The 24,745-nt window shown below is 69.6% G+C and carries 24 protein-coding genes; 6 read left to right on the top strand and 18 right to left on the bottom strand.

Annotation, left to right across the window (positions count from 1 at the left end):
- Positions 1 to 4: 4 nt before the first annotated feature.
- Positions 5 to 1,195 carry an acetyl-CoA C-acyltransferase gene (locus tag ACSQ9I_RS26070; RefSeq protein ID WP_436305505.1) on the bottom strand — a complete coding sequence of 397 codons (1,191 nt, stop codon included), beginning with the start codon at positions 1,193 to 1,195 and terminating at the stop codon, positions 5 to 7.
- Positions 1,196 to 1,217: 22 nt separating this feature from the next.
- Positions 1,218 to 3,347, bottom strand: coding sequence for a 3-hydroxyacyl-CoA dehydrogenase NAD-binding domain-containing protein (locus ACSQ9I_RS26065; protein WP_436314991.1), 2,130 nt, complete (start codon positions 3,345 to 3,347; stop codon positions 1,218 to 1,220).
- A 111-nt stretch (positions 3,348 to 3,458) separates the two neighbouring features.
- On the opposite strand from ACSQ9I_RS26065, the gene ACSQ9I_RS26060 reads away from it, so the two are divergent.
- Positions 3,459 to 4,367 carry a LysR family transcriptional regulator gene (locus ACSQ9I_RS26060; protein WP_093103915.1) on the top strand — a complete coding sequence of 303 codons (909 nt, stop codon included), beginning with the start codon at positions 3,459 to 3,461 and terminating at the stop codon, positions 4,365 to 4,367.
- 12 nt (positions 4,368 to 4,379) lie between these two features.
- Here ACSQ9I_RS26060 and ACSQ9I_RS26055 read toward each other — a convergent pair whose 3' ends face one another.
- Genes ACSQ9I_RS26055 through ACSQ9I_RS26040 form a run of 4 tightly spaced genes read right to left on the bottom strand, consistent with a single transcriptional unit; the run spans position 4,380 to position 7,748 of the window.
- The gene (locus ACSQ9I_RS26055) at positions 4,380 to 4,628 is read right to left on the bottom strand and encodes a hypothetical protein (protein ID WP_436314990.1); all 249 of its coding nucleotides are present in this window, start codon (positions 4,626 to 4,628) and stop codon (positions 4,380 to 4,382) included.
- The gene (locus ACSQ9I_RS26050) at positions 4,625 to 5,392 is read right to left on the bottom strand and encodes an esterase (protein WP_436314989.1); all 768 of its coding nucleotides are present in this window, start codon (positions 5,390 to 5,392) and stop codon (positions 4,625 to 4,627) included. Before ACSQ9I_RS26050 ends, ACSQ9I_RS26055 begins: the two co-directional genes overlap by 4 nt.
- Positions 5,389 to 6,831, bottom strand: coding sequence for an amidohydrolase (locus ACSQ9I_RS26045; protein ID WP_436305503.1), 1,443 nt, complete (start codon positions 6,829 to 6,831; stop codon positions 5,389 to 5,391). Before ACSQ9I_RS26045 ends, ACSQ9I_RS26050 begins: the two co-directional genes overlap by 4 nt.
- Positions 6,828 to 7,748 (bottom strand): Bug family tripartite tricarboxylate transporter substrate binding protein, encoded by a 921-nt coding sequence (locus ACSQ9I_RS26040; RefSeq protein ID WP_436314988.1) that lies wholly within the window; start codon positions 7,746 to 7,748, stop codon positions 6,828 to 6,830. The genes ACSQ9I_RS26045 and ACSQ9I_RS26040 overlap by 4 nt, the downstream gene beginning before the upstream one ends.
- A 213-nt stretch (positions 7,749 to 7,961) precedes the next feature.
- Here ACSQ9I_RS26040 and ACSQ9I_RS26035 point away from each other — a divergent pair, with 213 nt between their 5' ends.
- The gene (locus tag ACSQ9I_RS26035; RefSeq protein WP_436305501.1) at positions 7,962 to 9,029 is read left to right on the top strand and encodes a LysR substrate-binding domain-containing protein; all 1,068 of its coding nucleotides are present in this window, start codon (positions 7,962 to 7,964) and stop codon (positions 9,027 to 9,029) included.
- 17 nt (positions 9,030 to 9,046) lie between these two features.
- Here the strand turns inward: ACSQ9I_RS26035 and ACSQ9I_RS26030 are convergent, their stop codons facing one another.
- The 3 genes from ACSQ9I_RS26030 to ACSQ9I_RS26020 all read right to left on the bottom strand — a co-directional run bounded on the left by ACSQ9I_RS26030 (position 9,047) and on the right by ACSQ9I_RS26020 (position 11,570).
- A complete protein-coding gene (locus ACSQ9I_RS26030; RefSeq protein ID WP_436314987.1) occupies positions 9,047 to 9,694 on the bottom strand; it encodes a dihydrofolate reductase family protein in 648 nt (215 codons plus the stop codon).
- Positions 9,695 to 9,775: 81 nt separating this feature from the next.
- Positions 9,776 to 10,744: an intradiol ring-cleavage dioxygenase gene (locus tag ACSQ9I_RS26025; protein ID WP_436314986.1), complete on the bottom strand. Its 969-nt coding sequence runs from the start codon at positions 10,742 to 10,744 to the stop codon at positions 9,776 to 9,778.
- Between the two features lie 94 nt (positions 10,745 to 10,838).
- On the bottom strand, positions 10,839 to 11,570 hold the full coding sequence (locus ACSQ9I_RS26020; protein WP_436314985.1) for a response regulator: 732 nt from the start codon (positions 11,568 to 11,570) through the stop codon (positions 10,839 to 10,841).
- 165 nt (positions 11,571 to 11,735) lie between these two features.
- Between ACSQ9I_RS26020 and ACSQ9I_RS26015 the strand changes: the two genes are divergently transcribed.
- From ACSQ9I_RS26015 to ACSQ9I_RS26005, 3 genes are read left to right on the top strand one after another with little or no spacing between them, the layout of a single operon-like run.
- Positions 11,736 to 13,814 carry an ATP-binding protein gene (locus tag ACSQ9I_RS26015; RefSeq protein ID WP_436314984.1) on the top strand — a complete coding sequence of 693 codons (2,079 nt, stop codon included), beginning with the start codon at positions 11,736 to 11,738 and terminating at the stop codon, positions 13,812 to 13,814.
- A gap of 44 nt (positions 13,815 to 13,858) precedes the next feature.
- Positions 13,859 to 15,157: a Zn-dependent hydrolase gene (locus ACSQ9I_RS26010; protein WP_436314983.1), complete on the top strand. Its 1,299-nt coding sequence runs from the start codon at positions 13,859 to 13,861 to the stop codon at positions 15,155 to 15,157.
- On the top strand, positions 15,157 to 15,648 hold the full coding sequence (locus tag ACSQ9I_RS26005; protein WP_436309767.1) for an ureidoglycolate lyase: 492 nt from the start codon (positions 15,157 to 15,159) through the stop codon (positions 15,646 to 15,648). The genes ACSQ9I_RS26010 and ACSQ9I_RS26005 overlap by 1 nt, the downstream gene beginning before the upstream one ends.
- On the opposite strand, the gene ACSQ9I_RS26000 is transcribed toward ACSQ9I_RS26005, so the two are convergent.
- Both ACSQ9I_RS26000 and ACSQ9I_RS25995 read right to left on the bottom strand, forming a co-directional pair.
- Complete coding sequence (locus ACSQ9I_RS26000; protein ID WP_436314982.1) at positions 15,635 to 16,063, bottom strand: SRPBCC family protein; 429 nt, start codon at positions 16,061 to 16,063, stop codon at positions 15,635 to 15,637. The genes ACSQ9I_RS26005 and ACSQ9I_RS26000 overlap by 14 nt on opposite strands.
- 47 nt (positions 16,064 to 16,110) lie before the next feature.
- Positions 16,111 to 16,548, bottom strand: coding sequence for a GFA family protein (locus tag ACSQ9I_RS25995; protein WP_436314981.1), 438 nt, complete (start codon positions 16,546 to 16,548; stop codon positions 16,111 to 16,113).
- A gap of 60 nt (positions 16,549 to 16,608) precedes the next feature.
- Between ACSQ9I_RS25995 and ACSQ9I_RS25990 the strand changes: the two genes are divergently transcribed.
- Positions 16,609 to 17,433 (top strand): isocitrate lyase/PEP mutase family protein, encoded by an 825-nt coding sequence (locus ACSQ9I_RS25990; RefSeq protein ID WP_436314980.1) that lies wholly within the window; start codon positions 16,609 to 16,611, stop codon positions 17,431 to 17,433.
- Here the strand turns inward: ACSQ9I_RS25990 and ACSQ9I_RS25985 are convergent.
- The 7 genes from ACSQ9I_RS25985 to ACSQ9I_RS25955 all read right to left on the bottom strand — a co-directional run bounded on the left by ACSQ9I_RS25985 (position 17,430) and on the right by ACSQ9I_RS25955 (position 24,674).
- Entirely contained in the window at positions 17,430 to 17,639 is a 210-nt protein-coding gene (locus ACSQ9I_RS25985; protein WP_093103933.1) for a hypothetical protein, read from the bottom strand. The two genes, ACSQ9I_RS25990 and ACSQ9I_RS25985, sit on opposite strands and share 4 nt — an antisense overlap.
- Before the next feature lie 123 nt (positions 17,640 to 17,762).
- Positions 17,763 to 18,941, bottom strand: coding sequence for an amidase (locus ACSQ9I_RS25980; RefSeq protein ID WP_436305492.1), 1,179 nt, complete (start codon positions 18,939 to 18,941; stop codon positions 17,763 to 17,765).
- Positions 18,942 to 18,961: 20 nt separating this feature from the next.
- Positions 18,962 to 19,951, bottom strand: coding sequence for an ABC transporter ATP-binding protein (locus tag ACSQ9I_RS25975; RefSeq protein ID WP_436315830.1), 990 nt, complete (start codon positions 19,949 to 19,951; stop codon positions 18,962 to 18,964).
- A gap of 47 nt (positions 19,952 to 19,998) precedes the next feature.
- On the bottom strand, positions 19,999 to 21,036 hold the full coding sequence (locus ACSQ9I_RS25970) for an ABC transporter ATP-binding protein (RefSeq protein ID WP_093103938.1): 1,038 nt from the start codon (positions 21,034 to 21,036) through the stop codon (positions 19,999 to 20,001).
- A 4-nt stretch (positions 21,037 to 21,040) separates the two neighbouring features.
- Complete coding sequence (locus ACSQ9I_RS25965; RefSeq protein ID WP_436293668.1) at positions 21,041 to 21,940, bottom strand: ABC transporter permease; 900 nt, start codon at positions 21,938 to 21,940, stop codon at positions 21,041 to 21,043.
- 13 nt (positions 21,941 to 21,953) lie between these two features.
- Positions 21,954 to 22,907 (bottom strand): ABC transporter permease, encoded by a 954-nt coding sequence (locus ACSQ9I_RS25960; protein WP_436293667.1) that lies wholly within the window; start codon positions 22,905 to 22,907, stop codon positions 21,954 to 21,956.
- 99 nt (positions 22,908 to 23,006) lie between these two features.
- On the bottom strand, positions 23,007 to 24,674 hold the full coding sequence (locus tag ACSQ9I_RS25955; RefSeq protein WP_436305490.1) for an ABC transporter substrate-binding protein: 1,668 nt from the start codon (positions 24,672 to 24,674) through the stop codon (positions 23,007 to 23,009).
- Positions 24,675 to 24,745: the final 71 nt, after the last annotated feature.

Here is a 24,745-nt window from a genome sequence, read left to right as displayed (position 1 = left end):
CTCCTCAGTAGATTTCGAACAGCCCGGCAGCGCCCATGCCGCCCGCGATGCACATCGTGACCACGGCGTACTTGGCGCCGCGCCGCTTGCCTTCGATCAGCACATGGCCCGTGAGCCGCGCGCCCGTCATGCCGAAGGGGTGGCCGATGGAGATCGCGCCGCCGTCGACATTGAGCCGCTCGGCCGGAATGCCCAGCTTCTGCTGGCAGTAGATGGACTGCGAAGCAAAGGCCTCGTTGAGTTCCCAGAGATCGATATCGTCGACCTTCAGGCCGTTGCGCGCCAGCAGTTTCGGCACCGCGAACACCGGGCCGATGCCCATCTCGTCGGGCTCGCAGCCCGCGATCGCGAGGCCGCGGAAGGCGCCCAGCGGCTTGAGGTTGGCGCGCTCGGCGTCCTTGGCCTCCATCAGCACGCAGGCCGAGGCGCCGTCGGACAGCTGCGAGGCGTTGCCGGCGGTGACGAACTTGTCCGCGCCCATCACCGGCTGCAGCTTGGCCAGCGCCTCGTAGGTGGTGCCGCGGCGGTTGCAGGTGTCGACGTCGATCGTCACCTCGCGATGGCTCACTTCCTTGGTGTCCTTGTCGGTCACGGCCATGGTGGTGGTGCAGGCCACGATTTCCTCGCGGTAGCGCCCGGCGAGCTGCGCTTCCTCGGTCTTGCGCTGGCTCTCGGCCGAGAAGCGGTCCTGCGCCTCGCGGCCGATGCCGTAGCGTTGGGCGACGATGTCGGCGGTCTCGATCATCGCCATGTAGAGCGCGGGCTTGTGCTCGACGATCCACGGGTCCATGCCGCTGTCACCGCTGTCGGTGGCGCTGCGGGTGCGTATCTGCGAGATGCTCTCCACGCCGCCCGCGATCATGGCCGGCGCGCCCTCGACCACGATGCGGCCCGCGGCCATCGCGATGGCCTGCAGGCCCGAGGCGCAGAAGCGGTTGACCGTGGTGCCGGCGATGCTGATGGGCAGCCCCGCGCGAACGATGCTCTGGCGCGCCACGTTGCGGCCGGTGGTGCCCTCGGGGTAGCCGCAGCCGAGGATGGCGTCCTCGATCAGCGCCGGGTCCAGGCCCGAGCGTTCCACCGCGGCGCGCACCGCGAAGGCGGCCAGCGTGGGGCCGGGCGTGATGTTGAACTCGCCGCGGTGCGCCTTGGTGAGCGGCGTGCGGGCAGTGGAAACGATGACGGCTTCGCGCATGGTGTTTGTCTCCTGGTTCGGCTTACTCGGATTGATTGAGGCTCGCGAAATCGGCGCCGCGTTCGACCAGCTCCACCAAGAGCGGCGAAGGCTGCCAGAACAGCGGGTCTTCATTGGCGAACTCGCGGATGTCGGCCAGCACCTTGGCGAGGCCCACCGTGTCGGCGTACTTCATCGGCCCGCCGCGGTAGCGCGGAAAGCCGTAGCCGTAGAGAAAGGTCACGTCGACGTCCAGCGGGCGCAGCGCGATGCGCTGGTGCACGACGTTGGCACCCTCGTTGACCATCGCGGCCATGTAGCGGCGCATGATTTCTTCGTCGCTGAACTTGCGCGGCGCGACGCCCGCGCGCTGGCGCTCGGCATCGATGATGGCCTCGACCTCGGGGTCCGGCGTGCCGGTGCGCGCGCCCTCGGGGTAGAGGTAGTAGCCGCGGCCGGTCTTCTGGCCGAACCAGCCGCGCTCGCAGATGCGGTCGGCGATCTGCACGTAGCGCGCCTTCGGGTCGCGGGTGGCGGCCTTGCGCTTGCGCGTGGCCCAGCCGATGTCGCCGCCGGCCAGGTCCGACACCTGGAACGGGCCCATCGGGTAGCCGAAGTCGCGCACCGCCTTGTCGATCTGGTAGGGCGAGGCGCCGTCCTCCATCATGTGGTCGGCCGCCTGGCGATACACCGCGAGGATGCGGTTGCCGATGAAGCCGTCGCAGACGCCCGCGCGCACCGGCGTCTTCTTCAGCTTCTTCGCGAGCTCGAAGCCGGTCGCCACCACGTCGGCGCTGACCTTCGCCGGCACCACGATCTCCAGCAGCTTCATGATGTTGGCCGGCGAGAAGAAATGCAGGCCCAGCACGTCGGCCGGGCGCGAGATGCCGGACGCGATCTCGTCGATGTCGAGGTAGGAGGTGTTGGTGGCGAGCACCGCCCCCTTCTTGCACACGCGGTCGAGTTCGGCGAAGACGGCCTTCTTGACCGCCATGTCCTCGAACACGGCTTCGACCACGAGGTCGACGTTGGCCAGCGCGTCGTAGGCCGTCGAGCCCGAGAAGCGCGCCATCACCGCGGTCTTGGCCTCGGCCGTCATGCGGCCCTTCTGGATCAGGCCGTCGTAGACCTTTTCGACATGGGCCCGGCCGCGCGCGAGGCTGGGCTCGTCGCGCTCGATCATGGTCACCGGCAGCCCGGCGTCGAGCATCGCGACCGCGATGCCGGCGCCCATGGTGCCGCCGCCGACGATGCCGCAGGATTCGATGGGCCGCGGCTTGGCGGCCTTGGTCTCGGGCGCCTTCAGCACTTCGCGTTCGGCGAAGAAGGCATGGATCAGGCCGGCGCGCTGCGGGCTCTCGATGCACTGCAGGAAGAGCTTGCGCTCCAGCGCCATGCCTTCGTCGAAGGGCAGCGTGAGCGCGGCCTCGGTGGCCTCGACGATCTTCATCGGCGAGAAGAGGCCGCGGCTTTTCTTGGCGGTGTCGGTGCGCGCGGCTTCGAGTGCGGCGCGTTGCGCCTCTAGCTCGGCCAGCGCGTTCGCGTCGCGCGTGCGGCGCAACGGCGCCTTGGCCGCGACCAGTTCCTTTGCATGGGCCAGGCCTTCGGGCAGCGCGTCGGCACCTTCGCCCAGGCGATCGACCAGGCCCAGGGCCAACGCTTCCTTGGCACCCGCATGGCGGCCGCTCAACATCAGATCGAGTGCGGCTTTCACGCCGATCAGGCGCGGCGCACGCTGCGTGCCACCGGAGCCGGGCATCAGCCCGAGCTGCACCTCCGGCAGGCCCAGCTTGGCGGAAGGCACGGCCAGGCGGTAGTGCGCCGACAGTGCGATCTCCAGCCCGCCGCCGAGCGCGGCGCCATGGATCGCGGCCAGCACCGGCTTGCTGCAGTTCTCGATGCGGCTGCACACCTCGGGCAGCGAGGGCGGCAGCGGTGGCTTGCCGAATTCGCGGATGTCGGCGCCGGCGATGAAGTTGCGGCCGGCGCCGACGACCAGCACCGCGGCCACGGCGCCGTCGGCCTCGGCGGCGTCGATGGCCTCGACCAAGCCGCGGCGCACATCCACGCCCAGGGCGTTGACCGGCGGGTTGTCGATGGTGACGACCAGCACATCGGCCTGGCGCTGGAAGGTGACGGGATCGGACGCAGGAAGGGTGTCAGTCGTGGCCATGGTCTTTGTCTCCGGGTGAACCCAGCATTCTTGGCCCGGCTCGTCGCTTTGACAATTGCATTGGCGATTGACAGACTGTCAAAGAATTTTTGACACAATGCCCGCCTCATCATGGATTTGCAATCGCTGACCCTGCTGGTCGAGATCCTCGATGCCGGCAACCTGAGCGAGGCCGCGCGCCGGCTCAAGATGAGCCGCGCCAACGTGAGTTACCACCTGAACCAGCTCGAGCGCTCGGTCGGCGCGCAGCTCGTGCGGCGCACCACGCGGCGCGCCGAAGCCACCGAGATCGGCCAGCGCCTCTACCAGCACGGCCTCGCCATCCAGAGCGAGCTCCAGGCCGCGCGCGAGTCGGCGTCGGCGCTGGGCCAGGGCCTGGTCGGGCGCGTGCGGCTCAGCGTGCCCAGCGGCTACGGGCAGCTGGTCATGTCCGACTGGCTGATCGATTTCAAGCGCCAGTACCCGGGCATCGTGCTCGACGTGCTGTTCGAGAACCGCATCGAGGACCTGCTGCGCGACGAGGTCGACATCGCGATCCGCGTGATCCCCGAGCCGCCGCTCAATCTGGTGGCGCGAGCGCTGGGCCCGGTGCGCTATGTCGCCTGCGCTTCGCGTGCCTACGCGCAGGAGCACGGCCTGCCCACCCAGCTCGACCAGCTGACGGCCGCGCCCGTGGTCACCGCGGCGGTCATCGGCCGGCAACTGCGCATCTCGGCCTACCAGGGCGAGGAGCGGCGCGAGGTGCTGCTGGAGCCGACGCTGATCTCCGAGAACTTCCTGTTCCTGCGCCAGGCCATCCTGGCCGGCCTCGGCATCGGGCTGGTGCCCGACTACGTGGTGCAGGAGGACGTGCGGCGCGGCGAAGTCCTGACCACGCTGGACGACTGGCGGCTCAGCATCTTCGGCACGCAGATGTTCATGCTCTACATGCCGAACCGGCAGCACACGCGGGCGACGCGGACCTTCATCGATTTCATCCTCGAGCGGGCGCGGGGCACACCGGACGAGGGATCGCGCTGAGGCAGGGCCGCCTCAGGGCGCACGCTGGCCGATCCAGCGGTCGACGATCTGCGCGATCTGGTCGCTGTTCCTGTCCATCATCAGCATGTGCGAATTGCCGCGCAGGCCGGTTGCCGGCAGGTCGATCCAGACGCCGCCCGCGGCCCGGTGCGCATCCCGGAAGCGCCGGACGGCAGGCAGGACCTGCTGGTTCCAGTACACGCTGGTGTCCAGGCGATCGCCCCAGACGTAGAGGATCGGCGTGTGCTTCAGCGCGGTCATGTCCTGGGTCGCCGCCTCGGGCGCCCCGCTGGGCTCGACCAGCACCACGCCCGGACCTTGGCCGGCGCCCGCAGCGCGGCCTGGAACGCGAAGTTGGCGCCCTGGCTGTGCGCCAGGATCACGCAGGGACACGCCTTGTCGACCAGGGCGTCATAGGCCTGTTGGGTGACCGCGTCCGTGGTCGTCCAGCGCGGGACGCTCTGCTTCATGAACTGATCGAAGGCGCCGACCGGAAACTGGGTGCCGGGGAAGGCGGTACGTCCCTGCGGGCCGCCGTCGAACGCAGGCCCGATGCGGAACACCTCCCATGCCTCCTTCTTGGTCCTGAACAGCGGCTCGCCGGCAAAGATCTCCGGATAGCGGGACCAGGACGCCCGGCCGCGCTCCATCGCGTCGCTGACATAGGTGTCGTAGCCGGCGCGCATGAAGAAGTCCTGCCAGCCGCGCTGGCCGTCGGGCTTGGTCTCCCAGGTCACGCCGCTCAGGCCGCCGCCATGCCACAGGAGCAGAGGCAGGCTGCGCGCCGGCGAGGCCAGTCGCACGTATTGCACATACATCTGGCCCGACTCGAAGTCCCCGTTCGGATCGCGACGAACGGGCGGCGTGGATGGTGTGAAGCGGATCTCGCGTGCAGGCAGGCCGGACAGCGTCACCTGTTGGCCACCGACGTGGAAGCTGCCGATCTCGCGCACCCGGATGGCGTCCGTGCTCGTACAGCCCATCGAGGTCAGCGCGACCAGGATCGCGGCCGGGATTCCTTTCATGGCTTGGCTTCGCGCGCCGGCGGCGGCAGTACCTCCTCGGGAATCGGACAGCGGTAGGCTGCGCCACCGCGCTTGGCGCGCAGCTCGTTCTCCGCCTCGCACAGCAGCTCGGGACGCCCGGCCAGCGCGACGCCGGTCGCGGCCAGGCACTTGGCGGCCAGCAGCATGCCCTTGTGCGCCAGCGAGGTCTTGCCCTGCGCGACCATCTGCCACGAATGGAAGGCCGTGCCCCACGCGAAGCAGGCGGTCAGGCACTGGGTGGTCGGCGCGGCCCAGCTCACGTCGCCCATGTCGGTGGAGCCGGTCACCGGGCGCGCGGCGTCGGGCCGGTAGGGCTGGATGCCGGTGGCGATGGGCTGCGGGTCGCGCAGCGCGGCGGCGAAATGCTTGGCGCTGCTGGCCAGCTCCTCGCCCGAGATCGTGGCCTGCATCTTGGCGGCGAAGCGGCGCTCGTCTTCGCTGACCTCGAGCGCGCCCACGGCCTCCATCTGCTCGGCCATGACGCGGTCGAGCGTGTCGTTGTGCAGCACATTGGAGACTGCCTTGTCGAACACCATCTCGACCGTGGTGCCGGTCATCATCGCCGCGCCGCGCGCCACCTGCTCGACGCGCTCGAACAGCGCCAGCGCCTCGTCGATGCGTGTCGCCCGCACGGTGTAGAGCAGCTCGGCATGGGCCGGAATCACGTTGGTCGACGGACCGCCCGAGTCGATGTAGGCGAAGTGCACGCGCGCCTGCTCGGGCATGTGCTCGCGCAGGTAGTTGACGCCGACGTTCATCAGCTCAGCCGCGTCGAGCGCGCTGCGTCCCAGGTGCGGCGCGAGCGCGGCATGCGCCGACTTGCCGCGGAAGCGGAAGTAGGCCTGCACGTTGGCCAGCGTGGCGTTCATGAACACCGAATTGGCCACCGACGGGTGCCAGGACAGCGCGGCATCGAGATCGTCGAAGAGCCCGGCGCGCGCCATGAAGGTCTTGCCGGCGGCAGCCTCCTCGGCCGGACAGCCGTAGAAGCGCACCGTGCCGGGCAGGTCATGGCGCCTCAGGTGGTCGCGCGCGACCACCGCCGCCAAGTGCGCTGCCGTGCCCAGCAGATGGTGGCCGCAGCCATGGCCCTGGTTGAGCGCGCGTTCCGGATCGGGCCGGCACTCGAGCGCGCCGCTGGCCTGGTTCAGGCCCGCGAGCGCGTCGTACTCGCCGAGAAAGCCGATCACCGGGCCGCCGCTGCCGGCCTCGGCGACGAAGGCGGTGGGCATCCCGGCCACGCCGCGCGTGACGCGGAAGCCCTCGGCCTCGAGGGCCGCCGCGTGCAGCTCGGCCGACTCGAACTCGCGGTAGCGCATCTCGGCCAGGCCCCAGATGCGGTCGGCGATCTCGATGTAGGGGCGGCGCCGCGCCTCGACGGCGGCGGCGATCTCGGCGACGGCGGAGGCGGGCTTCACTTCTGCGTCTCCAGCTGGGCGGTCGCCACGAACTTCCGATAGCGCGCGTCCTCCGCGCGCATCAGCGCCGGCAGGTCCTCGTCCTCGACCATCGGCAGCCCTCCCAGGTCGTTGAAGGTCTGGCGCAGGCGGGCGTCTTTCAAGGCTTCCTTCAGCGCCGCCTTGAGCTTCGCGATCACCGGCTCCGGCACCGCCTTGGGTGCCATCAGCGCGAACCAGCCTGTGAGCTCATAGCCCTTGAGCTCCGGATGCTCGGCCAGCGCGGGCACGTTGGGATAGATCGGCGCCCGCGTGCCGCTGGTGACGGCGATCGGCACCACCACGCCGGCGTCGATCAGCGGCTTGGCCGGCCCGGTGCCCATGTAGCCGAACTCCACCGCGCCGCCGGCCAGGTCGTTGCCCAGCGCCGGGACGCCGCGATAGGCCACGTGTGTGATCCGGGTGCCGGTGCGTTCGCGCACCAGCTCGCCGGCGAAGTGGAACATCGAGCCGGTGCCCGAGCTGCCGTAGTTGTACTTGTCCGGGTTCTTGCGCAGCAGCTGGATGAACTGGTCGGTAGTCTTGACGCCCGACTGGCGCGACGCCAGCAGCATGCCGCCCTGGTGGTTGACCACGCCGATCGGCGCCAGGTCCTTCTGGCCGTCGTAGGGCTGCTTCGGATTGATCAGCTTGGTCGCGATCAGCTCGCTGTTGCCGCCCATCAGGAGCGTGTAGCCGTCCGGCTTTGCGGTGACCACCTTCAGCGCCCCCAGCGCGCCGCCGGCGCCGCTGAAGTTTTCGACGATCACGCGGGTCTTCAGCACGCGGCCGAACACCTCGGCGAAGGGCCGTGCGACGCTGTCGGTCGAGCCGCCGGCGGAATAGCCGACGACCAGCGTGATCGGCCGCGAGGGGTAGTCGTCCTGGGCGGGGGCCACGGTCGCGACCGTGCCTGCGAACACGGCCGCGAAGAGGCGCGGGAGAGGGGATCGGCAATGGGCCATCATGGTCGGGAAGGGCGTGGGGATGAATCTGGCCCGATCCTAGGATTTGCCGCCCGTGTGCAACAGTCCTGCAACGGTGGCGCTGTTGAGCGCCGGTTGCCGGGTACGCATCTTGCGGCCCGCGCCTCACATTTTTCGGAGACGCGCATGAAGGTTCACCAGTTGAAGGCCCTCGTCGCCGTCGGCGACCACGGCAGCATTCGCGCTGCGTCGCGCGCCGCCGGGCTGTCGCCGGCGGCGGTGACCAAGGCGGTGCGCGAGCTCGAGGAAGATGTCAGGACGCTGCTCATCACGCGCGAGGCCAAGGGCGTGACCTTCACCGATGCCGGCCGGGCGCTGCTGGTGCACGCGCGGCTGGTCGTGGGCCAGCTGGCGCGTGCCGAGGAAGAGATGGCGCAGCTATCGGGCCGCGGGCGGGCGCCGCTGCGCATCGGCGTGAATTCGTGGCTCGCCCTGACCTGCCTGGGCGACGTCGTCAAGCTGTTCCAGCAGCGCATGCCGACGGTGCGCCTGGAGTTGATGGAAAGCGTGCTGACGGTCTCGATCCCGAAGCTGCGCGACGGCACGCTGGACTTCTGCATAGGCCGCGCCGGCCCGGCGTCCACCCATGAGGACATGGCTCACGTGCCGCTGTTCCGCACCAGCTCGGCGGTGGTGGGGCGCGAAGGCCATCCGCTCGCGCACAGCCGATCGCTGGCCGAGCTGCGCGATGCGCAGTGGCTCTTGAACTGGACGCCCGGCGACGACCCGGCAGACCCGCATGAGGACGTGTTCGCCCGCTACCTGCGCGAATGCGCGCCGACTGTCCACGTGGCGCATTCGACGGTGATCGTCACCAGCCTGATCCGCAGCACCGACATGCTGACGCTGATGCCCTGGCCCCTGGTGGAGGCGATCGCCGGCCGCGAGCAGCTCTGCGTGCTGCCGCTGGCCGAGCGCCTCAACGAGACGACGGTGAGCCTGATCTCGCGCCGCGGCGACCCGATGAGCGCGGCCGCGCGCTGCTTCATCGAATGCTTCAACGCGGTGGTTTACCGCGCGCTCGGCTCCGACGATCCTGCGCGCCGTCGCTTGTTCCATTCGATCGACGGACTGGCGCTGAACGACCAGGCCTTGAGCGAGATGGCGCGCGCGCAGGGGTGGGACAGCCGGGTGCTGCTCGGCCCCGGTGCGACGATGCTGCCGCCCGACCCGGGCAGCGCGGCGGCGCACTGAGATCTCACGCCTGCCGATCAGCCGCGCTTGGCGAACTTGAGGTGCGTGACGCCCGGCGCGGCCACCGTCCGCACGAGCTCGAGGCCACGGAGCTGGTCGCCGACGTTCTCGAACAGCCTTTCGCCGCTGCCGAGCAGCGTCGGCACCAGGCTGATCTCCATCTCGTCGACGAGACCGGCTGCCAGATACTGCTGCGCGGCCCTGGCGCCGCCGGCGAGCGATACGTCCTTGCCTCCGGCGGCGCGCTTCGCCATCTCCAGCGCGTCCTCGATGCCGGTGGTGACGAAGGTGAAGCGCGTTCCGCCCTCGCATTCGAGCGGCTCGCGCGCGTGATGCGTGAGAACGAAGACGGGATGATGGAAGGGCGGGCTGTCTCCCCACCAGCCCTTCCACGGCGTGTTCGCATCCCAGGAGCCGGGATGCCCGCCGAACATGTTGCGTCCCATGATCGTCGCGCCGATGTTGGCCAGCGATTCCTCGACGACCGCCGTGCTTGCATTGACTTCCCCGCCTTCCTGGCCATGGAGCCTGCGAAACACCTCGAGCTGGAAGGCCCATTCGTGCAGGCGCGTGCCGCCGATGCCGAGCGGGTTCTGCACGCTCTGATCGGGACCGGCCACGAAGCCGTCGAGTGACATGGCAATCTTGAAGCGCAGTTTGGGCATGTCGCGTCTCCTGGTGATCCTGCATTGTCAGCCCACCAACATCACGCTGGAGGCGATGGGGGGCTAACCCGGCGCTAGCAGCTAGCGCGCGATGCCGATGGTCGCGGTCGCGGTGTAGCCGGCCGTGATACTGCCGGTCATGGCGGGCGTCATGGCGGCGATCTGCGCCGCGGTGTTGTCGCTGAACACGTTGTCGGTCGTGAGCGAGACGGCGGCGAAGTTGTTCACGCTCGTGGTGTAGCCGGTGGCGTAGGGGTAGACCGCGCTGCACGCCGCGCTCGGCATCGCCAGCTGCGAGGTCAGCACCGCGTTGCGGCCGGTGGTGGCCGTGGCGAGGCTCGCGAACACCTCGAAGTGCATGTGCGGCCAGCGGCCGGCGTAGCAGCCGGGGAAGATCGTCGTGAAAGTGACCTGGCCGTTGGCATCGGTGACCTGCACGCCGCGCAGGTAGCTTTCGGCCGCGGCCGTGTACAGCGAGTAGTTGCCGTCGCGGTCGCAGTGCCAGAGGTAGATCGCGTAGCCGGCCAGCGGAGCACAGCTCGAATTGGTGTTGACCAGCGTCAGCGTGAGCGTGGTCAGCACGCCGGGTGCCTGCGTCGTCGTGCTGATGAAGCTGCTGCGGATGTCGCTGCGGACGATGCCGCTGGCGGTGAGCACGTCGGAGGTCGCGCCGGAGGAGCTGTTGGTGCCGTCGGCCGGGTAGGGCCCCGCCGTCTCGCCGGGCAGCGCGGTGCAACTGCTGCTGCTGGACGTGCTTGTCGTCGTGGAGCCGCTCGAGCTCGAGGTGGAGGAAGTCGTCGTTCCGCTCGACGCCGCCGTGGTGCTCGTCAGGCCCGCGAGGCTGCTCCCGTCGGAGCCGCCGCCACCGCAGCCGGCCAGCAGGAGTGCCGAGCCGGCGGTGGTGGAGCCCAGCCATGCCAGCGCTCTGCGGCGCTGAAGGAGCTGCGCCGAGATCAGCGGAAGATCGTCGGCCAGATGGTGGCCATGCGACGGTTCGGTGAAAGCGTGGCTGTTGTTGTTCCGCGTGGGGTGTGAATCGTGGACTGACACTGTGGCTCCGTGGGTGGGTGGAGCCCCGAGCTTCGAGCCACGATGTTGCCGGCGGATTTCGCCGCCTTGCGGCTTTGTTGCGAAGCCGGCGGAACTAGCCGCGCGTCACGGCAGGCACGAACATGTAGCCCTCGTTGCGCACCGTGCGGATCAGGTCGGCGCGTGCATCGCCGAAGCTGAGCTTGCGCCGCAGGCGGCTGACCTGAACGTCGATCGCCCGGTCGTAGGAGTCGCTGTCCGAGCCCAGCGCGTAGTCCACCAGCTGGTCGCGCTGCAGCACGCGCCGCGGATGCTGCGTGAAGGCGCGCAGCAGGCGGAATTCGCCGTCCGACAGGCTGACGACCGCGTTCGCCGGGTCGTACAGCACCCGCTCGGTCAGGTCGATGCGCCAGCCGGCGAAGCAAAGCGTGTCGCTGGATTCGGGCCCGGGCGCGAGCGGGGCGGCGGCCGGCGGTGCCGACGCGCGGCGCAGCACGGTGCGGATGCGCGCCAGCAGCTCCCGCGGATTGCAAGGCTTGGCCAGGTAGTCCTCGGCGCCGATCTCCAGGCCCACGATGCGGTCGATGTCGGTGCCGACGGCCGACAGCATGATGACCGGCGGCCCGCTGCTTCTCTGCAGCTCGCGCAGCGCCGTGAGCCCGTCTTCGCCCGGCATCATCACGTCGAGCACGATCAGCGCATAGGCGTTCTGCGCCAGCTTGCCGCGCATTTCCGGGACGTCGGCGGCCGTGTCGACCTGGAAGCCGTGCTTCTCGAGGAAGGAGGACACCAGGCCGCGGATGCCGGCGTCGTCGTCGACGATGAGGATGCGGGTGCAGAGATTCACGGTCTGGCAGGGGATGGAGGGCAGGCGCTATTGTCGATGCTGGGGCGGGCCAAAGCCCGGCCGGTGCAATGAAGCGACACACGCTGAAATCTTTCAGCAAGCTCGCGCTTCCAAACTGCGAGGCCCATGCGTGACATCGTCCTGCGTCCATGCCAGCATCGGCGCATGAACATGACAGGTGCAGCGCGCCGCTGGTCCGGTCCCCCGCTCGCCCTGCAGATGATGGGCCTGCTGCTGGGCGGGCTGGTGGTGGCGCAACTCGTGACGCTGGGGCTGACGATGCTGTTGCCGCCCGAGCCGCAACGCCAATGGGAGCTGGAAGACATCGCCCGTGTGCTGGCCGGTGCCGGCGCGGAGATCCGGGGCTCGCGAAGCTTGCAGCGCGAGCTGCAGGCCGGCCCGCCGGAGCCGAGCGGCCCCGGCTGGCTGACCTCCGAGCGCTCCCGCCGCGAGCTGGCGCAGCTGCTGGGGCGCAACGAATCCGAGGTGCGGCTTTATTTCTATACGCCGCTGCCTTTTGCCGGCACGACGCGTGCGTCGCCTCGCGCCGACCTTCGCGGGGGTTTCGTGCTGGCGGACTTCCAGGTCGCTCAGGCCGGCCGCGGTCCCGGCGGACCTGGAGGGCCGGGCGGCGGAGGTTTCGGTCCGGGCTTCCCCGGCATGCCGCCGGGCGGTGGACCGTTCGGTGGTCCGTTCGGCGGCCCGGCAGGGGGCGGCGGTGCGCCCATGCCGGCGCCTGCCGCACCTTCGCGCGCCCCGGGCGATGCGAGCCCGCCTGCCGCACCGGCAGAGATGGCGCGTGGCGGGCCTGCACCCGCCGCGCCCGCAGCCGGACCGCCTGCAGACGCGCCGTCGGCAGGACGAGCGCCCGATGCGCCGGCCGCGGGGCCCCAGCCGCAGGGCGCAACCGCGCCGGGGCCGGGGCCGGCACCGGGAGGCGCTGCGCCCTCGGCGGGCGCGCCGCCGCCGATGCCGTTCCTGCCGTCGCCTGCGCCTTCGGCACTGGACGGCGTGTCGCCAAGAACGCCTGCCGTGCTGCCTCCCACGGCGGCACCGGCACCGGTACCCTCACGCAAGGCCCGCCCCCTTCCTGCCGACACGCCGCAACCGGCGGCCGCCGAGCCAGTGGCGCTCGTCCCACCCGCTGCATCCGTTCCGTCCGTCCCGGCGGCGCCTTCCGCGCTGCAGCGCGTGCCGGCGGCGCGGCCCGCCCAGCGGCCGGTGCCCGAGGAAAAGAGCGTGTCCGTCAACCCGCCGGCGCGCGGCCTGTTCGGCCTGGCGCCGGCGCCCTTCGTCGAGGGCGACTTCATTGCTGCGATGCGGGTCGGCGATGGCAACTGGGCCACGGTGCAGCCCGTGCCCGAGCCCTTTCCGAACGCCTGGCAGCGCCGCGTGCTGCTGTGGTTCCTGATCGCCGCGGCCGTGGTCGCGCCCGCGGGCTGGATGTTCTCGCGCCGGCTGGTGCGGCCGATCGCCGGCTTCGCCCATGCCGCCGAGCGGCTCGGCCGCGACCCGGCGGCGCCGGTCCTCGCGCTCGAGGGGCCGGCGGAGCTCGGCCGTGCGGCGCAGGCCTTCAACCTCATGCAGAGCCGGCTGCGCAGCTTCGTCGATGACCGCACCGCGATGATCGGCGCCATCAGCCACGACCTGCGCACGCCGCTCACGCGCATGCGCTTCCGCATCGAGGACGTGCCGGACGACATGCGCACCGGCATGCTGCAGGACGTGGAGGAGATGGAGCGGATGATCAGCTCGGTGCTGGCCTTCATCCGCGACGCCTCGGAGCCGGGTTCGCGCGAGCGGCTGGACCTGTCGAGCCTGCTCAAGGACGTGGTGGACGACGCGGCCTTCGTCGGCAAGGACGTGCGCCTGGAGCGCAGCGAGCAGGCCGCAGTCGAGGTCGACGCGATCGGCGTTCGCCGGCTGCTCGACAACCTGATCGAGAACGCGGTGAAGTACGGCGAGCAGGCGCGGGTTCGACTGTTCATCGACGAGGACAACGCGGTGGCCGAGGTCAGCGACAGCGGACCGGGGCTGCCGGACGATGAGCTGCAGCGGGTCTTCCAGCCCTTCTACCGCGCGCCCGCCGCGCGTGCGTCCGGCAAGCAGGGCAGCGGCCTGGGCCTGGCGGTCTGCCGCTCCATCGCACGCGCGCATGGCGGCGAAGTGCAGCTCAAGCGCGGGCCGCGCGGGCTGGTGGCGCAGCTGCGGCTTCCGCTGGCCTATCGCGAGGCTCTGGTCTAGCGACATGCTTGGACGCTGGGCACGCTTTCTGCTGTACTCGCGGCATGAACGATGTCGCCTTGAGCACCCCCACACCTGCGGCCGGCCGCGCCGCCGCTGCACTTTCGATCGACCCAGAGCGCCTCTGGGATTCGCTGATGCAGCTCGCGAAGCTCGGTGCTACCGAGAAGGGCGGCGTCTGCCGCCTCGCGTTGACCGATCTTGACCGCCAGGGCCGCGAGCTCTTCGTGCGCTGGATGAAGGAAGCCGGCTGCAGCGTGCGCGTCGATGCGATCGGCAACCTGTTCGCGCGCCGCGAAGGGCAGGACGCGAGCCTTCCGGCCGTGGCCACCGGCAGCCACATCGACACGCAGCCGACCGGCGGCAAGTTCGACGGCAACTACGGCGTGCTCGCGGGCCTGGAGGTGCTGCGCACCTTGAACGATGCCGGCATCCGCACTCTGGCGCCGCTCGAGGTCTGTGTCTGGACCAATGAAGAAGGCTCGCGCTTCGTGCCGGTGATGATGGGCTCGGGCGTCTATGCGGGCGCCTTCACGCTCGCGCATGCGCTCGCCGCCACCGACCGCGAAGGCGTGACGGTTGCTGATGCGCTCCAAGCCATCGGCTTCGCGGGCGACACGCCGGCCGCCGTGGACGACGGCGCACCGCGCTTCGGCGCCTACTTCGAGGCCCACATCGAGCAGGGCCCGGTGCTGGAAGATGCCGACATTCCGCTCGGCGTGGTCACCGGAGCGCTGGGCCAGCGCTGGTACGACGTGGTCGTGACGGGCCAGGAAGCGCATGCCGGCCCCACGCCGATGCAGTTGCGCCGCGACGCGCTGCAGGGCGCCACCGGCCTCATGCAGACCGTGCATCAGATTGCGATGGGCGAGCAGCCCAACGCCCGCGGCACCGTCGGCTATGTGCAGGTGCATCCCAATTCGCGCAACGTGATTCCCGGCCGCGTGACCTTCACGGTCGATTTGCGGCACACGGACGACGAGGGTCTCGACCGCATGGACGCGCAGCTGCGCGCGGCCTGCGCGGCCCTGCAGGCACAGGGCGGGCTCACGGTCGAGGTCGAGCAGACCGTCTACTTCCCGCCGGCCCACTTCGCGGAGCCGCTGGTGCGCGCGGTGCGCGAAGGTGCCGAGCGTGCCGGTCTTGCGCATCTCGACATCGTGAGCGGCGCCGGGCACGACGCGGTGTACGTCGCGCGCACGGCGCCCACAGCGATGATCTTCGTGCCCTGCAAGGACGGCATCTCGCACAACGAGATCGAGGATGCCAAGCCCGAGCACCTCGCGGCCGGCGCCAACGTGCTGCTGCACGCGATGCTGGACCGCGCGGGGATCGCGCAGTGATGCTGCTTGCGCAGCCGCTTACCGCAGAAGCCTTTGCGCCTTACGGCACCGTGCTCGCGGCCCCCGCGGGCGAGGGGCGTCTCATCAACGGCGGCAATGCCGAACGCTTCGATCTGGTCGACGACCTGCAGCTCGGCGCCGAGGGCGGCCGGCCGATGCTCGCGCTGTTCCGCGCGCAGGCGCGCCGCTTTCCACATGCAGTGACCGAGATGGAACGGCACGCGCTGGGCAGCCAGAGCTTCGTGCCGCTCGGCGAGCGCCGCTTCGTGATCGTGGTGGCGCCCGCGGGCCCTGCGCCCGCCGGCGAGGCGCTCGCCGCCTTCGTCACCGACGGCCGCCAGGGCGTGACGCTCGCGCCCGGCACCTGGCATCACGCGCTGCTGGCGGTGGATGCGGGCGACTTCGTGGTGGTGGAGCGGGTGGGCGCCGCGGTCGACTGCGACACCATGGCCTTGGCAGTGCCGGCAGACGTCGGGTTCATTCCACGTTGAGTACCTCGGTGGCGAGGCGATCGAGGTTCTGTTCGTTCGCCTCGACCACGACCTTGGCAATGCGCTGCCGTTCAGCCTCGGTGTCGAACACTTGGTGCCATCCGACCAGTGTCTTGGCTCCTCGCGCCTCAAATGTGATGGTCAATTGGAAGTGATGCTGAGACATGTGCTCGAAGACGATTCGCTCCGGCGCAACGACTTCGACGAAGACGCTCTCGTTGGGGTAGTTCGCACCGTCAGGCCCGTGCATGACGAAGCGCCAATTGCCACCGGGGCGCAGATCGAACTCGTGAAACGTGCTGGTGAATCCGTTCGGACCCCACCAGCGCGCCAGGTGGGCGGGATCGCTGAAGGCCTTGAAGACCCGCTCGCGTGGCGCGTCGATCAAGCGCGAGTGGACGAACGCGCGGTCCACGGTGGATTCGGCATGGGCAGGGGGCTTTTCGTTCATGTGCAGCGTCCTCAATTGGAGCCGTTTGCCTTGGTGGCTACGGCGGAACTGCTCGTTGGAAAGCGCGGCAACGCGTCGTCGATTCGAAACCATGGGACCTGCTGCCGGGTCCACACATGATCGTCGATACGCACGCGCTGCGGTTCGTCCAGGCTGCCGACAGTGATCTGAACACGGTCCGCCAGCACTTCCTCGTGCATGCTGAGGGTGCTTCCGCATACCGGGCAGAAGCCGCGTTCCGCGAATGCCGAAGATCGATAGCGGGCGGGCTCGCCATGTAGCCAGCTGAAGTCCTGCGTGCGGAAATGAACGAAGGCCAATGCCGGCGCGCCGGAGTGCTTGCGGCACATGGCGCAGTGGCAGATGACGCCACGGATAGGCGCCGAGATGGCGCGATACCGGATCGCGCCGCAGAGGCAGCCGCCTTCGAAGACCGTCGCTTCGCTCATGGTTGCCCCCTTGTGCGTCGTTGCGTTCAAAATCCAGCCCATCCCCAAACCGAGGTTCCCATGACCCGCACTGTCGCCGAAAAACGCGCCGCCTTTCGCGCCCTCCATGCCGAAGGCTGCTTCGTGCTGCCGAATCCCTGGGATCTGGGCAGCGCCCGTTTCCTGCAAGGCCTGGGCTTCAAGGCGCTGGCCACGACGAGCTCGGGCTTCGCCTGGTCGCGGGGCCAGGCCGATGGCGCGCTTTCGCGGGAGACCATCCTCGCCCATCTGCGCGAGATCGTCGCTGCAACCGATCTGCCGGTGAACGCGGATTTCGAGAGCGGCTTCGCCCCTGATCCGCAAGGCGTTGCCGAAAGCGTGCGGATGGCCGTCGAGACCGGCGTGGCCGGGTTGTCGATCGAGGATTCGACAGGCGACCCGGCGCATCCGCTTCATGCCATCGACGTCGCGGTCGCAAGGCTTCGCGCTGCACGCGGGGCGATCGACGAGGCGGGTGGCGACACCTTGCTGGTAGGACGCGCGGAGAACTTCTTTCAAGGCCGGCCGGACCTCGACGACACGATCGCCAGGCTCAAGGCCTATGCGGAGGCGGGCGCCGACTGCCTCTACGCGCCGGGCATCCGCACGCGCGAGCAGATCGCCGCCGTGGTGGCTGCCGTCGCACCCAAGCCGGTCAATCTGCTCGTCGGATCGACCAGCGAGCTCACCCTGCAGGACATTGCCGAACTCGGCGTGCGGCGCGTCAGCGTCGGCGGTGCGCTGGCGCGAGCGGCATGGGGTGGATTCATGCGCGCGGCCCGCACGCTTTCGGAAGAGGGGCGTTTCGACGGCTTCGCGGACGCCGCCTCGGGCAACGAACTCGATGCGTTTTTCAGTGGGCGCTAGCCCGCCTGCTGCGCCCGCGTCAGCACCGTTCGCACGGCGTAGCCGTCGCGGTACACGCCCTCGATGGTTCCCATGACGGGATCATTCATGGCCGCCGTCACGAACTTTTCGTCATCGGTCCTGTAGACGACGATGGTTCGCGCCGAACGCGCGCTGAGCGTGCGAGCGACTCCGGTGGCCTGATTCAGCGTGCGATAGGTGTTCATGCAAGTCCCCTTTGGCGCGCGAATGCTAACGCGAAGGTACTCAATGCGGCACGGTGTCGAGCGTGGGATCTGGCCTCAATACGGCAAAAGGCCACATTTTCCGAAGGTATCTGAGCCGGGCGGCTATCCCGCGATGCGCTCCGCCAACGCGATCAAGGAACGATCCGACCCCGCCGGCCCGAGCAGCGACATGCCCAGCGGCGCGCCCTCGCGCTGCGCCAGCGGCATCGAGAGTTGCGGAAAACCGCTGAGTCCGGCCACGCACAGCATGCGGATCGCGCGGTTGCGATAGTCCTCGAGGCTGCTGTCGGCGGCATCGCGCCGCGGCGCGATGTCGGGCATGGTGGGCATCAGCAGGACGCCGTCGGTGCCGAGCAATTCTGCGAGTTGAGTGCGGAAGGCGATGCGGAAGGCGCGCGCGGCGTTGACCTGCGCGTCCGTCACGTCGCGCGACCAGGCGAAGCGCTCGGCGACGCCGGGGCCGAGCGGCGGCGCGTAGCGCTCGATCAGCGGGCCGTCGGTGAGCCAGGACTCGCGTCCCTGCACGTAGCGGAAGTTCCAGTACATCGCGTCCCAGGATTCGAGCGCGACCTCGACCGGCGACGCCTTGCCGAGCAGCGATTGCACGCGCTGGGCGGCGCCGTCGAGCGCGTCCTTGACCGGCGCCTCCAGCATCGCCCACAGGTCCGTCGGCCACAGCAGCCGAAGCCTGGCCGGCAGCGGGTTGGCATCGGCCTCGAGCAGCACGTCGGCCACGCGCGCGAAGGTGCCGATGTCGCGCGCAAACCAGCCGCAGGTGTCGAGGCTGGGCGCAAGGTCGAGCGCGCTTTCGAGGCTGACGCGGCCGTGCGTGGGGCGCAGGCCGTACAGGCCGCAATGGTTGGCCGGCGCGCGTACCGAGCCGCCGGTGTCGGTGCCGAGCGCGAAGTCGCACAGGCCCGAGGACACGGCCGAGGCCGAGCCCGAGGACGATCCGCCCGTGATGCGGTCCTTGGCCGCGCCGTTGATCGGCGCGCCGAAATGCGCGTTGTTGCCGTTCATCGAGAACGCGAGCTCATCGGTCACGGTCTTGCCCGCGAAACGGGCGCCGGCGTCGAGCAGCTTCTGCACGGTCGGCGCGGTGCGCGTCTTGATGCCCGACATCGCGAGCACCGTGGGGCTGCCGCCGCCCGTGGGGTAGCCCGCGACGTCGAACAGGTCCTTGACGCCGAAGCTCAGGTCGGCCAGCGGGCCGGTCGGCGCGCCGCGGACGGGCACGTCGGGGTAGGGGACGAAGGCGTGGGCGGGGTCGTGCAATGGCATGGTGGCGTGTTGAGTGAGGTTCAGGCGACGACCACCGGCGCGATGGCCGCGGCGGCGCCGGTATGGATGCAGCGCGCGCGATGGCCCGGTGCGAGTTCGACCACCGGCGGCTGCGCCGCGCGGCAGGCTTCGCTCGCGAGCGCGCAGCGTTCGGCAAAGGCGCAGCCCGGCGGTAGCGCCGACAGGTCGGGCGGCGCACCGCCGATGGTTTCGAGCCGGCTGCCGCGCGCCAGCGCGCCGTGGGCGCGGCTCTTCAGCAGCGCGATCGTGTACGGGTGGCGCGGCGAGCGGATCAGCTCGCGCGCCGTACCCTCCTCGACGATGCGCCCGGCATACATCACGGCGATGCGATCGGCCACCTCGACGGCGGCGCCGATGTCGTGCGTGACGAACACCACCGAGAGGCCCAGGTCGCGCTGCAGTTCGCGCAGGAGCAGCAGGATCTGGATCTGCACCGTGGCGTCGAGCGCGGTGGTGGGCTCGTCGGCCAAGAGCAGCTGCGGCCGGCAGGCCAGGGCCAGCGCGATCATCGCGCGCTGCCGCATGCCGCCCGACATCTCGTGCGGATAGGCCGCAAGCCGGCGCTCCGGGCTCGGGATGCGCACGCGCTCGAACAGTTCCAGCGCGCGCCGGCGCGCCTCGGCGGCGGACACCGGCTCGTGCCGGCGGATCGATTCGACGATCTGCGCGCCGACCGAGTAGACCGGGTCCAGCGCCAGGAGCGGCTCCTGGAAGATCATCGAGGCCACCTTGCCGCGGAAATCCGTGAGCTCGGCCTGCGTCATCGCCAGCACGTCGCGCCCGGCCACGCGGACCTGGCCGCCCATGCGCGTGCGGCGCTCGGGATGCAGGCGCAGCAGGGTGCGCATGGTCACGCTCTTGCCCGAGCCCGATTCGCCGATCAGCGCGACCACTTCGCCGCGCTGCACCTCAAGGCTCACGCCGCTCACCGCATGCACGGGCTTGCGGCCGCCAGAGAAGGTGACACTGAGCTCGCGCAGGCTCACCATGGGTTCGGGCGCGCAGGAGGGTGTTGATGAGGTGTCGGACATGGAAGTCATGCGGCCTGCGCCAGCGCTTGAGCCATCGGATGCCCGCTGCCCGGCTCGTGGATCAGGCAGCTCACGGCCTGCTGGGCGCCGGCGATCACGCGCGCCGGTACCTGCTGGCTGCACACCGGCGCGGCCAGCGCACAGCGCGGGTGGAAGCGGCAGCCCGAAGGCGGGTTGATCGGGTTCGGCGGGTCGCCGGCCAGCGCCGCCTCCTCGGTGCGGTGGTCGGGGTCCATCGAGGGCATCGACGAGAGCAGGGCGCGCGTGTAGGGATGCGCCGGCGCTTCGTAGAGCGCGTTCGAGGGGCCGATCTCGGCCACCTGGCCCAGGTACATCACCATCACGCGGTCGCTCATGTAGCGCACCACGTTCAGGTCGTGGCTGATGAAGACGTAGGTCAAGCCGAACTCGGCCTTCAGGTCCAGGAGCAGGTTGATCACTTGCGCCTCGACCGACTTGTCGAGCGCGGACACGGCCTCGTCGAGGATCACCATGCGCGGCTGCAGGGCCAGTGCGCGCGCGATGTTGACGCGCTGGCGCTGGCCGCCGGAGAGCTCGTGCGGATAGCGCTCGGCAAAGCGCTGCGGCTCCAGGCCCACGCGCGCGAGCAGGTCGCGCGCGCGATGCACCGCCTCGTTGCGCGCCACGCCGTGCACCTGCGGGCCGAAGGCGACCGAGTCCTCGATCGTGAGGCGCGGGTTCAGCGAGGCATAGCTGTCCTGGAACACCATCTGCACCTGGCGGCGGAATTCCTTCAGCGGCAGGTCGCGGCTGCCCACGGCGCGGCCGTCGAAGATCACCTCGCCGGCCGTCGGCGCGATGAGCTGCATCAAGAGCCGCGCGGTGGTCGACTTGCCGCAGCCCGATTCGCCGACCACGCCGAGCGTTTCGCCCTTGAGTACCTCGAAGTCCACGCCGTCGACCGCGCGCACCACGCCGCCGCCGCGGCCCAGCGGGTCTTTCTTGAGCGGGAAGTGCTTCTGCAGTCCGCGGATCGCGAGCAGGGGCTGCGCGGGGCCGCCGATGTCGTTGATTGCTTCCATCGGATCAGCCCTTGTTGTCCATCGCCGAGCGCAGGCCGTCGGAGAGCAGGTTGAAGGAGATCGAGGTGATGAAGATCATCACGCCCGGCAGCGCCGCCACCCAGGGCTGCACGTAGATCGCGGTGCGCAGGGTGTTGAGCATCAGGCCCCACTCGGGCTCCGGCGGCTTCACGCCCAGGCCCAGGAAGGAGAGGCCCGAGGCCAGGATCATCGAGACCGCGATCAGGCTGGTCGCGTAGACGAAGATCGGCCCCAGCACATTGCCCAGCACGTGCACGCGCACGATGGTGAAGGCGTTGGCGCCCGAAGCCCGCGCGGCCTCCACGTAGTCGCGCCCGCGCACCTGCGTGGTCACGCTCTCGGCCACGCGCGCGATCTGCGGGATGAACACGATGGTCAGCGAGATCAGCGAATTGACCACGCCCGCACCCAGCACGCCCGACAGCGCGATCGCCAGCAGCACCGAGGGGAAGGCATAGAACACGTCGATGGTGCGCATGATCGCGGTGTTGACGATGCCGCCCGCATAGCCCGCGAGGATGCCGATCGCCGCGCCGAGGACGAAGGCGCAGATGACGGGCGTGATGCCGATGAAGAGCGACAGGCGCGCGCCGACGATCAGGCGCGAGAGCATGTCGCGGCCCAGCTCGTCGCTGCCCAGCGGCAGGCCTTCGGTGCCGATCGGCTTGAGCCGCTTCAGCATCGACGACTGGTACGGGTCCGCCGGCGCAAGCCACGGGCCGAAGACGGCCAGCGCGATCAAGAGCAGCACGACCAGCGCCGCGCCCATCGCGACCGGGTCGCGCGTGAAGCGCAGCATGGCCGAAGTCCAGTAGCCGCGCGAGCGCTGCATGGGCAGCGACGAAACAGTCGAAGCAGAGAGGGGAGCTGGCAGAGCCGACATGGTCGTCCTCGTTTCAGGCGCGAGCTATTCGGGGGTCGAGCAGCGTCTGCAGCACGTCGACCACCAGGTTGAGCAGCACGAAGAACAGCGCGAGCACGAGGATCGTGCCTTGCAGCAGCGGCAGGTCGCGCTGGAAGATCGCGGAGTTCAGCAGGAAGCCGGTGCCGGGCCAGGAGAACACGGTCTCGATCAGGATCGAGCCGCCCAACAGGTAGCCCAGCTGCAGGCCCATCACGGCCAGCGCGGTGGGCGCCGCGTTCTTCACCATGTGGCGGAACACGCCGAAGTGCGTGAGTCCCTTGGCGCGCAGGCCGACGATGAACTCCTGCTCGAGGATCTCGGCCACCAGCGCGCGCACGGTGCGCGCGATGATGCCCATCGGGATCACCGACATCGTGAGCGCGGGCAGCACGAGGAACTGCAGGTGCTCCCAGTCCCAGGCCCAGTCGTTCGAGCCGCCCGGGCCGGCGCCGGTGGCGGGCAGCCACATGAGCTGCGAGGAGAACACGATCACCATCACCATGCCCAGCCAGTAGTGCGGCACGCTCACGCCCAGCACCGACAGCATGGAGGCCGCGCGGTCGAGCCAGGAGTTGCGGAAGTAGCCGGCGACGAAGCCGAACAGGCAGCCCAGCACGAAGCCGATCGCGGTCGCGACCACCGCCAGGCGCAGCGTGTTGCCGACCGCAGTCAGCACCTCGCCGGCCACCGCGCGGTTGCTCGCGATCGAGACGCCCAGGTCGCCGTGCATCGCGCGCCACACCCACAGCACGAACTGCTCGGGCAGCGAGCGGTTGAAGCCGTAGAGCTCGCGCAGCTGCGCCTGCAGGTCGGCCGAGGCATCGGGCGGCAGGATCGACACCAGCGGATCGCCCGGCGCCAGGTGCACGAGCGCAAAGCACACGAAGGCCACGCCGATCATGATCGGGATGGCATAGAAGACGCGGCGCAGGAGGTAGGCGAGCATTGAATGGGTTCTCCAAACCCCGTTCGCCCTGAGCTTGTCGAAGGGCTCGCCCCAGCGGGGTCCGGCTTCGACAGGCTCAGCCCGAACGGTTGGGCGGTCTCAGTCCATGCTCATGGTTGCAATATCGATGAACCAGCTCTTGGGCTGCACCACGTTCTTGACCTTGGCCGACAGCGCGCGCGGGCCGACGTCGTGCGCGATCCAGACGAAGGGCGCGTCGTCCACGATGTACGCATGCAGCTTGGCGAGCGCGGCGTCGCGCGCCTTGTCGTCGAAGCTGGTGCGGGCGTCGGCCACCAGCTTGTCGACCTCGGGGCTGCCGTAGTAGCCCCAGTTGTTCGACACCGGCGGGAAGGCCTTGGTGCTCACGAAGCGCACCATCGCGAAGAAGGGGTCCATCGCCGCGAAGCTCACGTTGGTGGCATTGGCGCCGTTGGCCGATGCGTCCTTGGCGCCCTTGCGCCAGTTGGTGAACAGCGTGTTCCATTCGATCACGTCGAACTGCACGTCGAAGAAGCATTGCTTCAGCGACTGCTGCACGAACTCGTTCATCGGCAGCGGCTGCATCTGGCCCGAGCCCGAGGCCGAGATCTGGACCTTGACCTTCACCGGCTTGGCGGCCGAGAAGCCGGCTTGCGTCATGAGCGCCTGCGCGGCCTTCACGTCGTACTTCATGTCGAACTTGGGGTTGCCCCACCACGGGTGGCCCGGCGCCACCGTGCCCTTGGGCTCGGCCATCATGCCGCCCAGCAGCTGCTTCAGGCCGCCGCGGTCGACGCAGAGGTTGGCCGCCTGGCGCACGCGCTTGTCGAGCCAGGGCGAGCCTTCGACGAAGGAGAGCTGCCAGGGCCAGACGTGCGGCTGCGCGTTCGAGTAGATCTTGAAGCCGCGCTGCGTGATCTGCGGCATCGCATCGGGCGCGGGCGCCTCGATCCAGTCGACCTGGCCGCCCAGCAGCGCGGCCGTGCGTGCATTGGCCTCGGGCATCGGCAGCATCACGACCTTGTCGATCTTGGGCACGCGCTTGGCATCCCAGTAGCTCTTGTTGGCGGCCAGCTCCAGGCGCTCGCGCGCGACGAAGCGCGTGACCTTGAAGGGACCCGAGCCCGCGGGGTCGGCCGCGAAGGCGGTCCATGCGGCCTTCGAGCGCTCGGCCGGCACCGTCACGCTGGCCGGCACGGCCTTCAGCTTGGCATCCCACTGGGCCGACGAGGCCATGAACAGGTTGGTGAGGTTGATCGGCAGGAAGGCGTCGGGCTCGCTGGTCGTGAGCTCGATCGTCAGGTCGTCGATCTTGCGGGCGCTCTTGAGCGTCGGCATGCGCGAGGCCGTCACGCCGACCTGGCTGGGGTCGAACTGCGGCGCTTCCTTGTCGAGCACCTTGGCCACGTTCCAGACCACCGCGTCGGCATTGAAGGCCGAGCCGTCATGGAACTTGACGCCGGGACGCAGCTTGAAGACCCACTTGGTCTTGTCCTTCGCGTCCACCGCCCAGGAAGTCGCGAGCGCGGGAATCACCACGCTGGGCGAATCCGCCTTCGAGAGGTCCCACTGCGTGAGCGAGTCGTAGATCGGGATGCCGGTGAAGCGGTTGCCCTCGAAGCCCTGGTCGGGCTGGCCCAGCGTGCGCGGAATGTCGGCGGCGGTCATCGCGATGCGCAGCGTTTTCTCCTGCGCGAAGGCGGCGGGTTGCGCCAGCGCCAGCGTCAGCAGCGCCGCGCAGGCGGCCAGGGGTTTCAGGGGCAGAGACGGAACGACACGCTTCACGGAGAACTCCTGTTCAGGACAACAAAAATGGATTCGATGAGAAGTCATGCACGAGCCGTGCCAGTGCGGCT

The sequence above is a fragment of the Variovorax sp. LjRoot84 genome, from assembly GCF_964254305.1.
In the GTDB taxonomy this organism is placed as follows: Bacteria; Pseudomonadota; Gammaproteobacteria; order Burkholderiales; family Burkholderiaceae_C; genus Variovorax.
This window is presented reverse-complemented; position numbering and strand designations above follow the sequence as displayed.

Bases quoted from the DNA above. Each gene is read 5' to 3' on its own strand.
- ACSQ9I_RS26070 (WP_436305505.1), bottom strand. From the start codon at position 1,195: ATGCGCGAAGCCGTCATCGTTTCCACTGCCCGCACGCCGCTCACCAAG.
- ACSQ9I_RS26065 (WP_436314991.1), bottom strand. From the start codon at position 3,347: ATGGCCACGACTGACACCCTTCCTGCGTCCGATCCCGTCACCTTCCAG.
- ACSQ9I_RS26060 (WP_093103915.1), top strand. From the start codon at position 3,459: ATGGATTTGCAATCGCTGACCCTGCTGGTCGAGATCCTCGATGCCGGC.
- ACSQ9I_RS26055 (WP_436314990.1), bottom strand. From the start codon at position 4,628: ATGACCGCGCTGAAGCACACGCCGATCCTCTACGTCTGGGGCGATCGC.
- ACSQ9I_RS26050 (WP_436314989.1), bottom strand. From the start codon at position 5,392: ATGAAAGGAATCCCGGCCGCGATCCTGGTCGCGCTGACCTCGATGGGC.
- ACSQ9I_RS26035 (WP_436305501.1), top strand. From the start codon at position 7,962: ATGAAGGTTCACCAGTTGAAGGCCCTCGTCGCCGTCGGCGACCACGGC.
- ACSQ9I_RS26030 (WP_436314987.1), bottom strand. From the start codon at position 9,694: ATGCCCAAACTGCGCTTCAAGATTGCCATGTCACTCGACGGCTTCGTG.
- ACSQ9I_RS26015 (WP_436314984.1), top strand. From the start codon at position 11,736: ATGAACATGACAGGTGCAGCGCGCCGCTGGTCCGGTCCCCCGCTCGCC.
- ACSQ9I_RS26010 (WP_436314983.1), top strand. From the start codon at position 13,859: ATGAACGATGTCGCCTTGAGCACCCCCACACCTGCGGCCGGCCGCGCC.
- ACSQ9I_RS26005 (WP_436309767.1), top strand. From the start codon at position 15,157: ATGCTGCTTGCGCAGCCGCTTACCGCAGAAGCCTTTGCGCCTTACGGC.
- ACSQ9I_RS25995 (WP_436314981.1), bottom strand. From the start codon at position 16,548: ATGAGCGAAGCGACGGTCTTCGAAGGCGGCTGCCTCTGCGGCGCGATC.
- ACSQ9I_RS25990 (WP_436314980.1), top strand. From the start codon at position 16,609: ATGACCCGCACTGTCGCCGAAAAACGCGCCGCCTTTCGCGCCCTCCAT.
- ACSQ9I_RS25985 (WP_093103933.1), bottom strand. From the start codon at position 17,639: ATGAACACCTATCGCACGCTGAATCAGGCCACCGGAGTCGCTCGCACG.
- ACSQ9I_RS25980 (WP_436305492.1), bottom strand. From the start codon at position 18,941: ATGCCATTGCACGACCCCGCCCACGCCTTCGTCCCCTACCCCGACGTG.
- ACSQ9I_RS25975 (WP_436315830.1), bottom strand. From the start codon at position 19,951: ATGGTGAGCCTGCGCGAGCTCAGTGTCACCTTCTCTGGCGGCCGCAAG.
- ACSQ9I_RS25970 (WP_093103938.1), bottom strand. From the start codon at position 21,036: ATGGAAGCAATCAACGACATCGGCGGCCCCGCGCAGCCCCTGCTCGCG.
- ACSQ9I_RS25965 (WP_436293668.1), bottom strand. From the start codon at position 21,940: ATGTCGGCTCTGCCAGCTCCCCTCTCTGCTTCGACTGTTTCGTCGCTG.
- ACSQ9I_RS25960 (WP_436293667.1), bottom strand. From the start codon at position 22,907: ATGCTCGCCTACCTCCTGCGCCGCGTCTTCTATGCCATCCCGATCATG.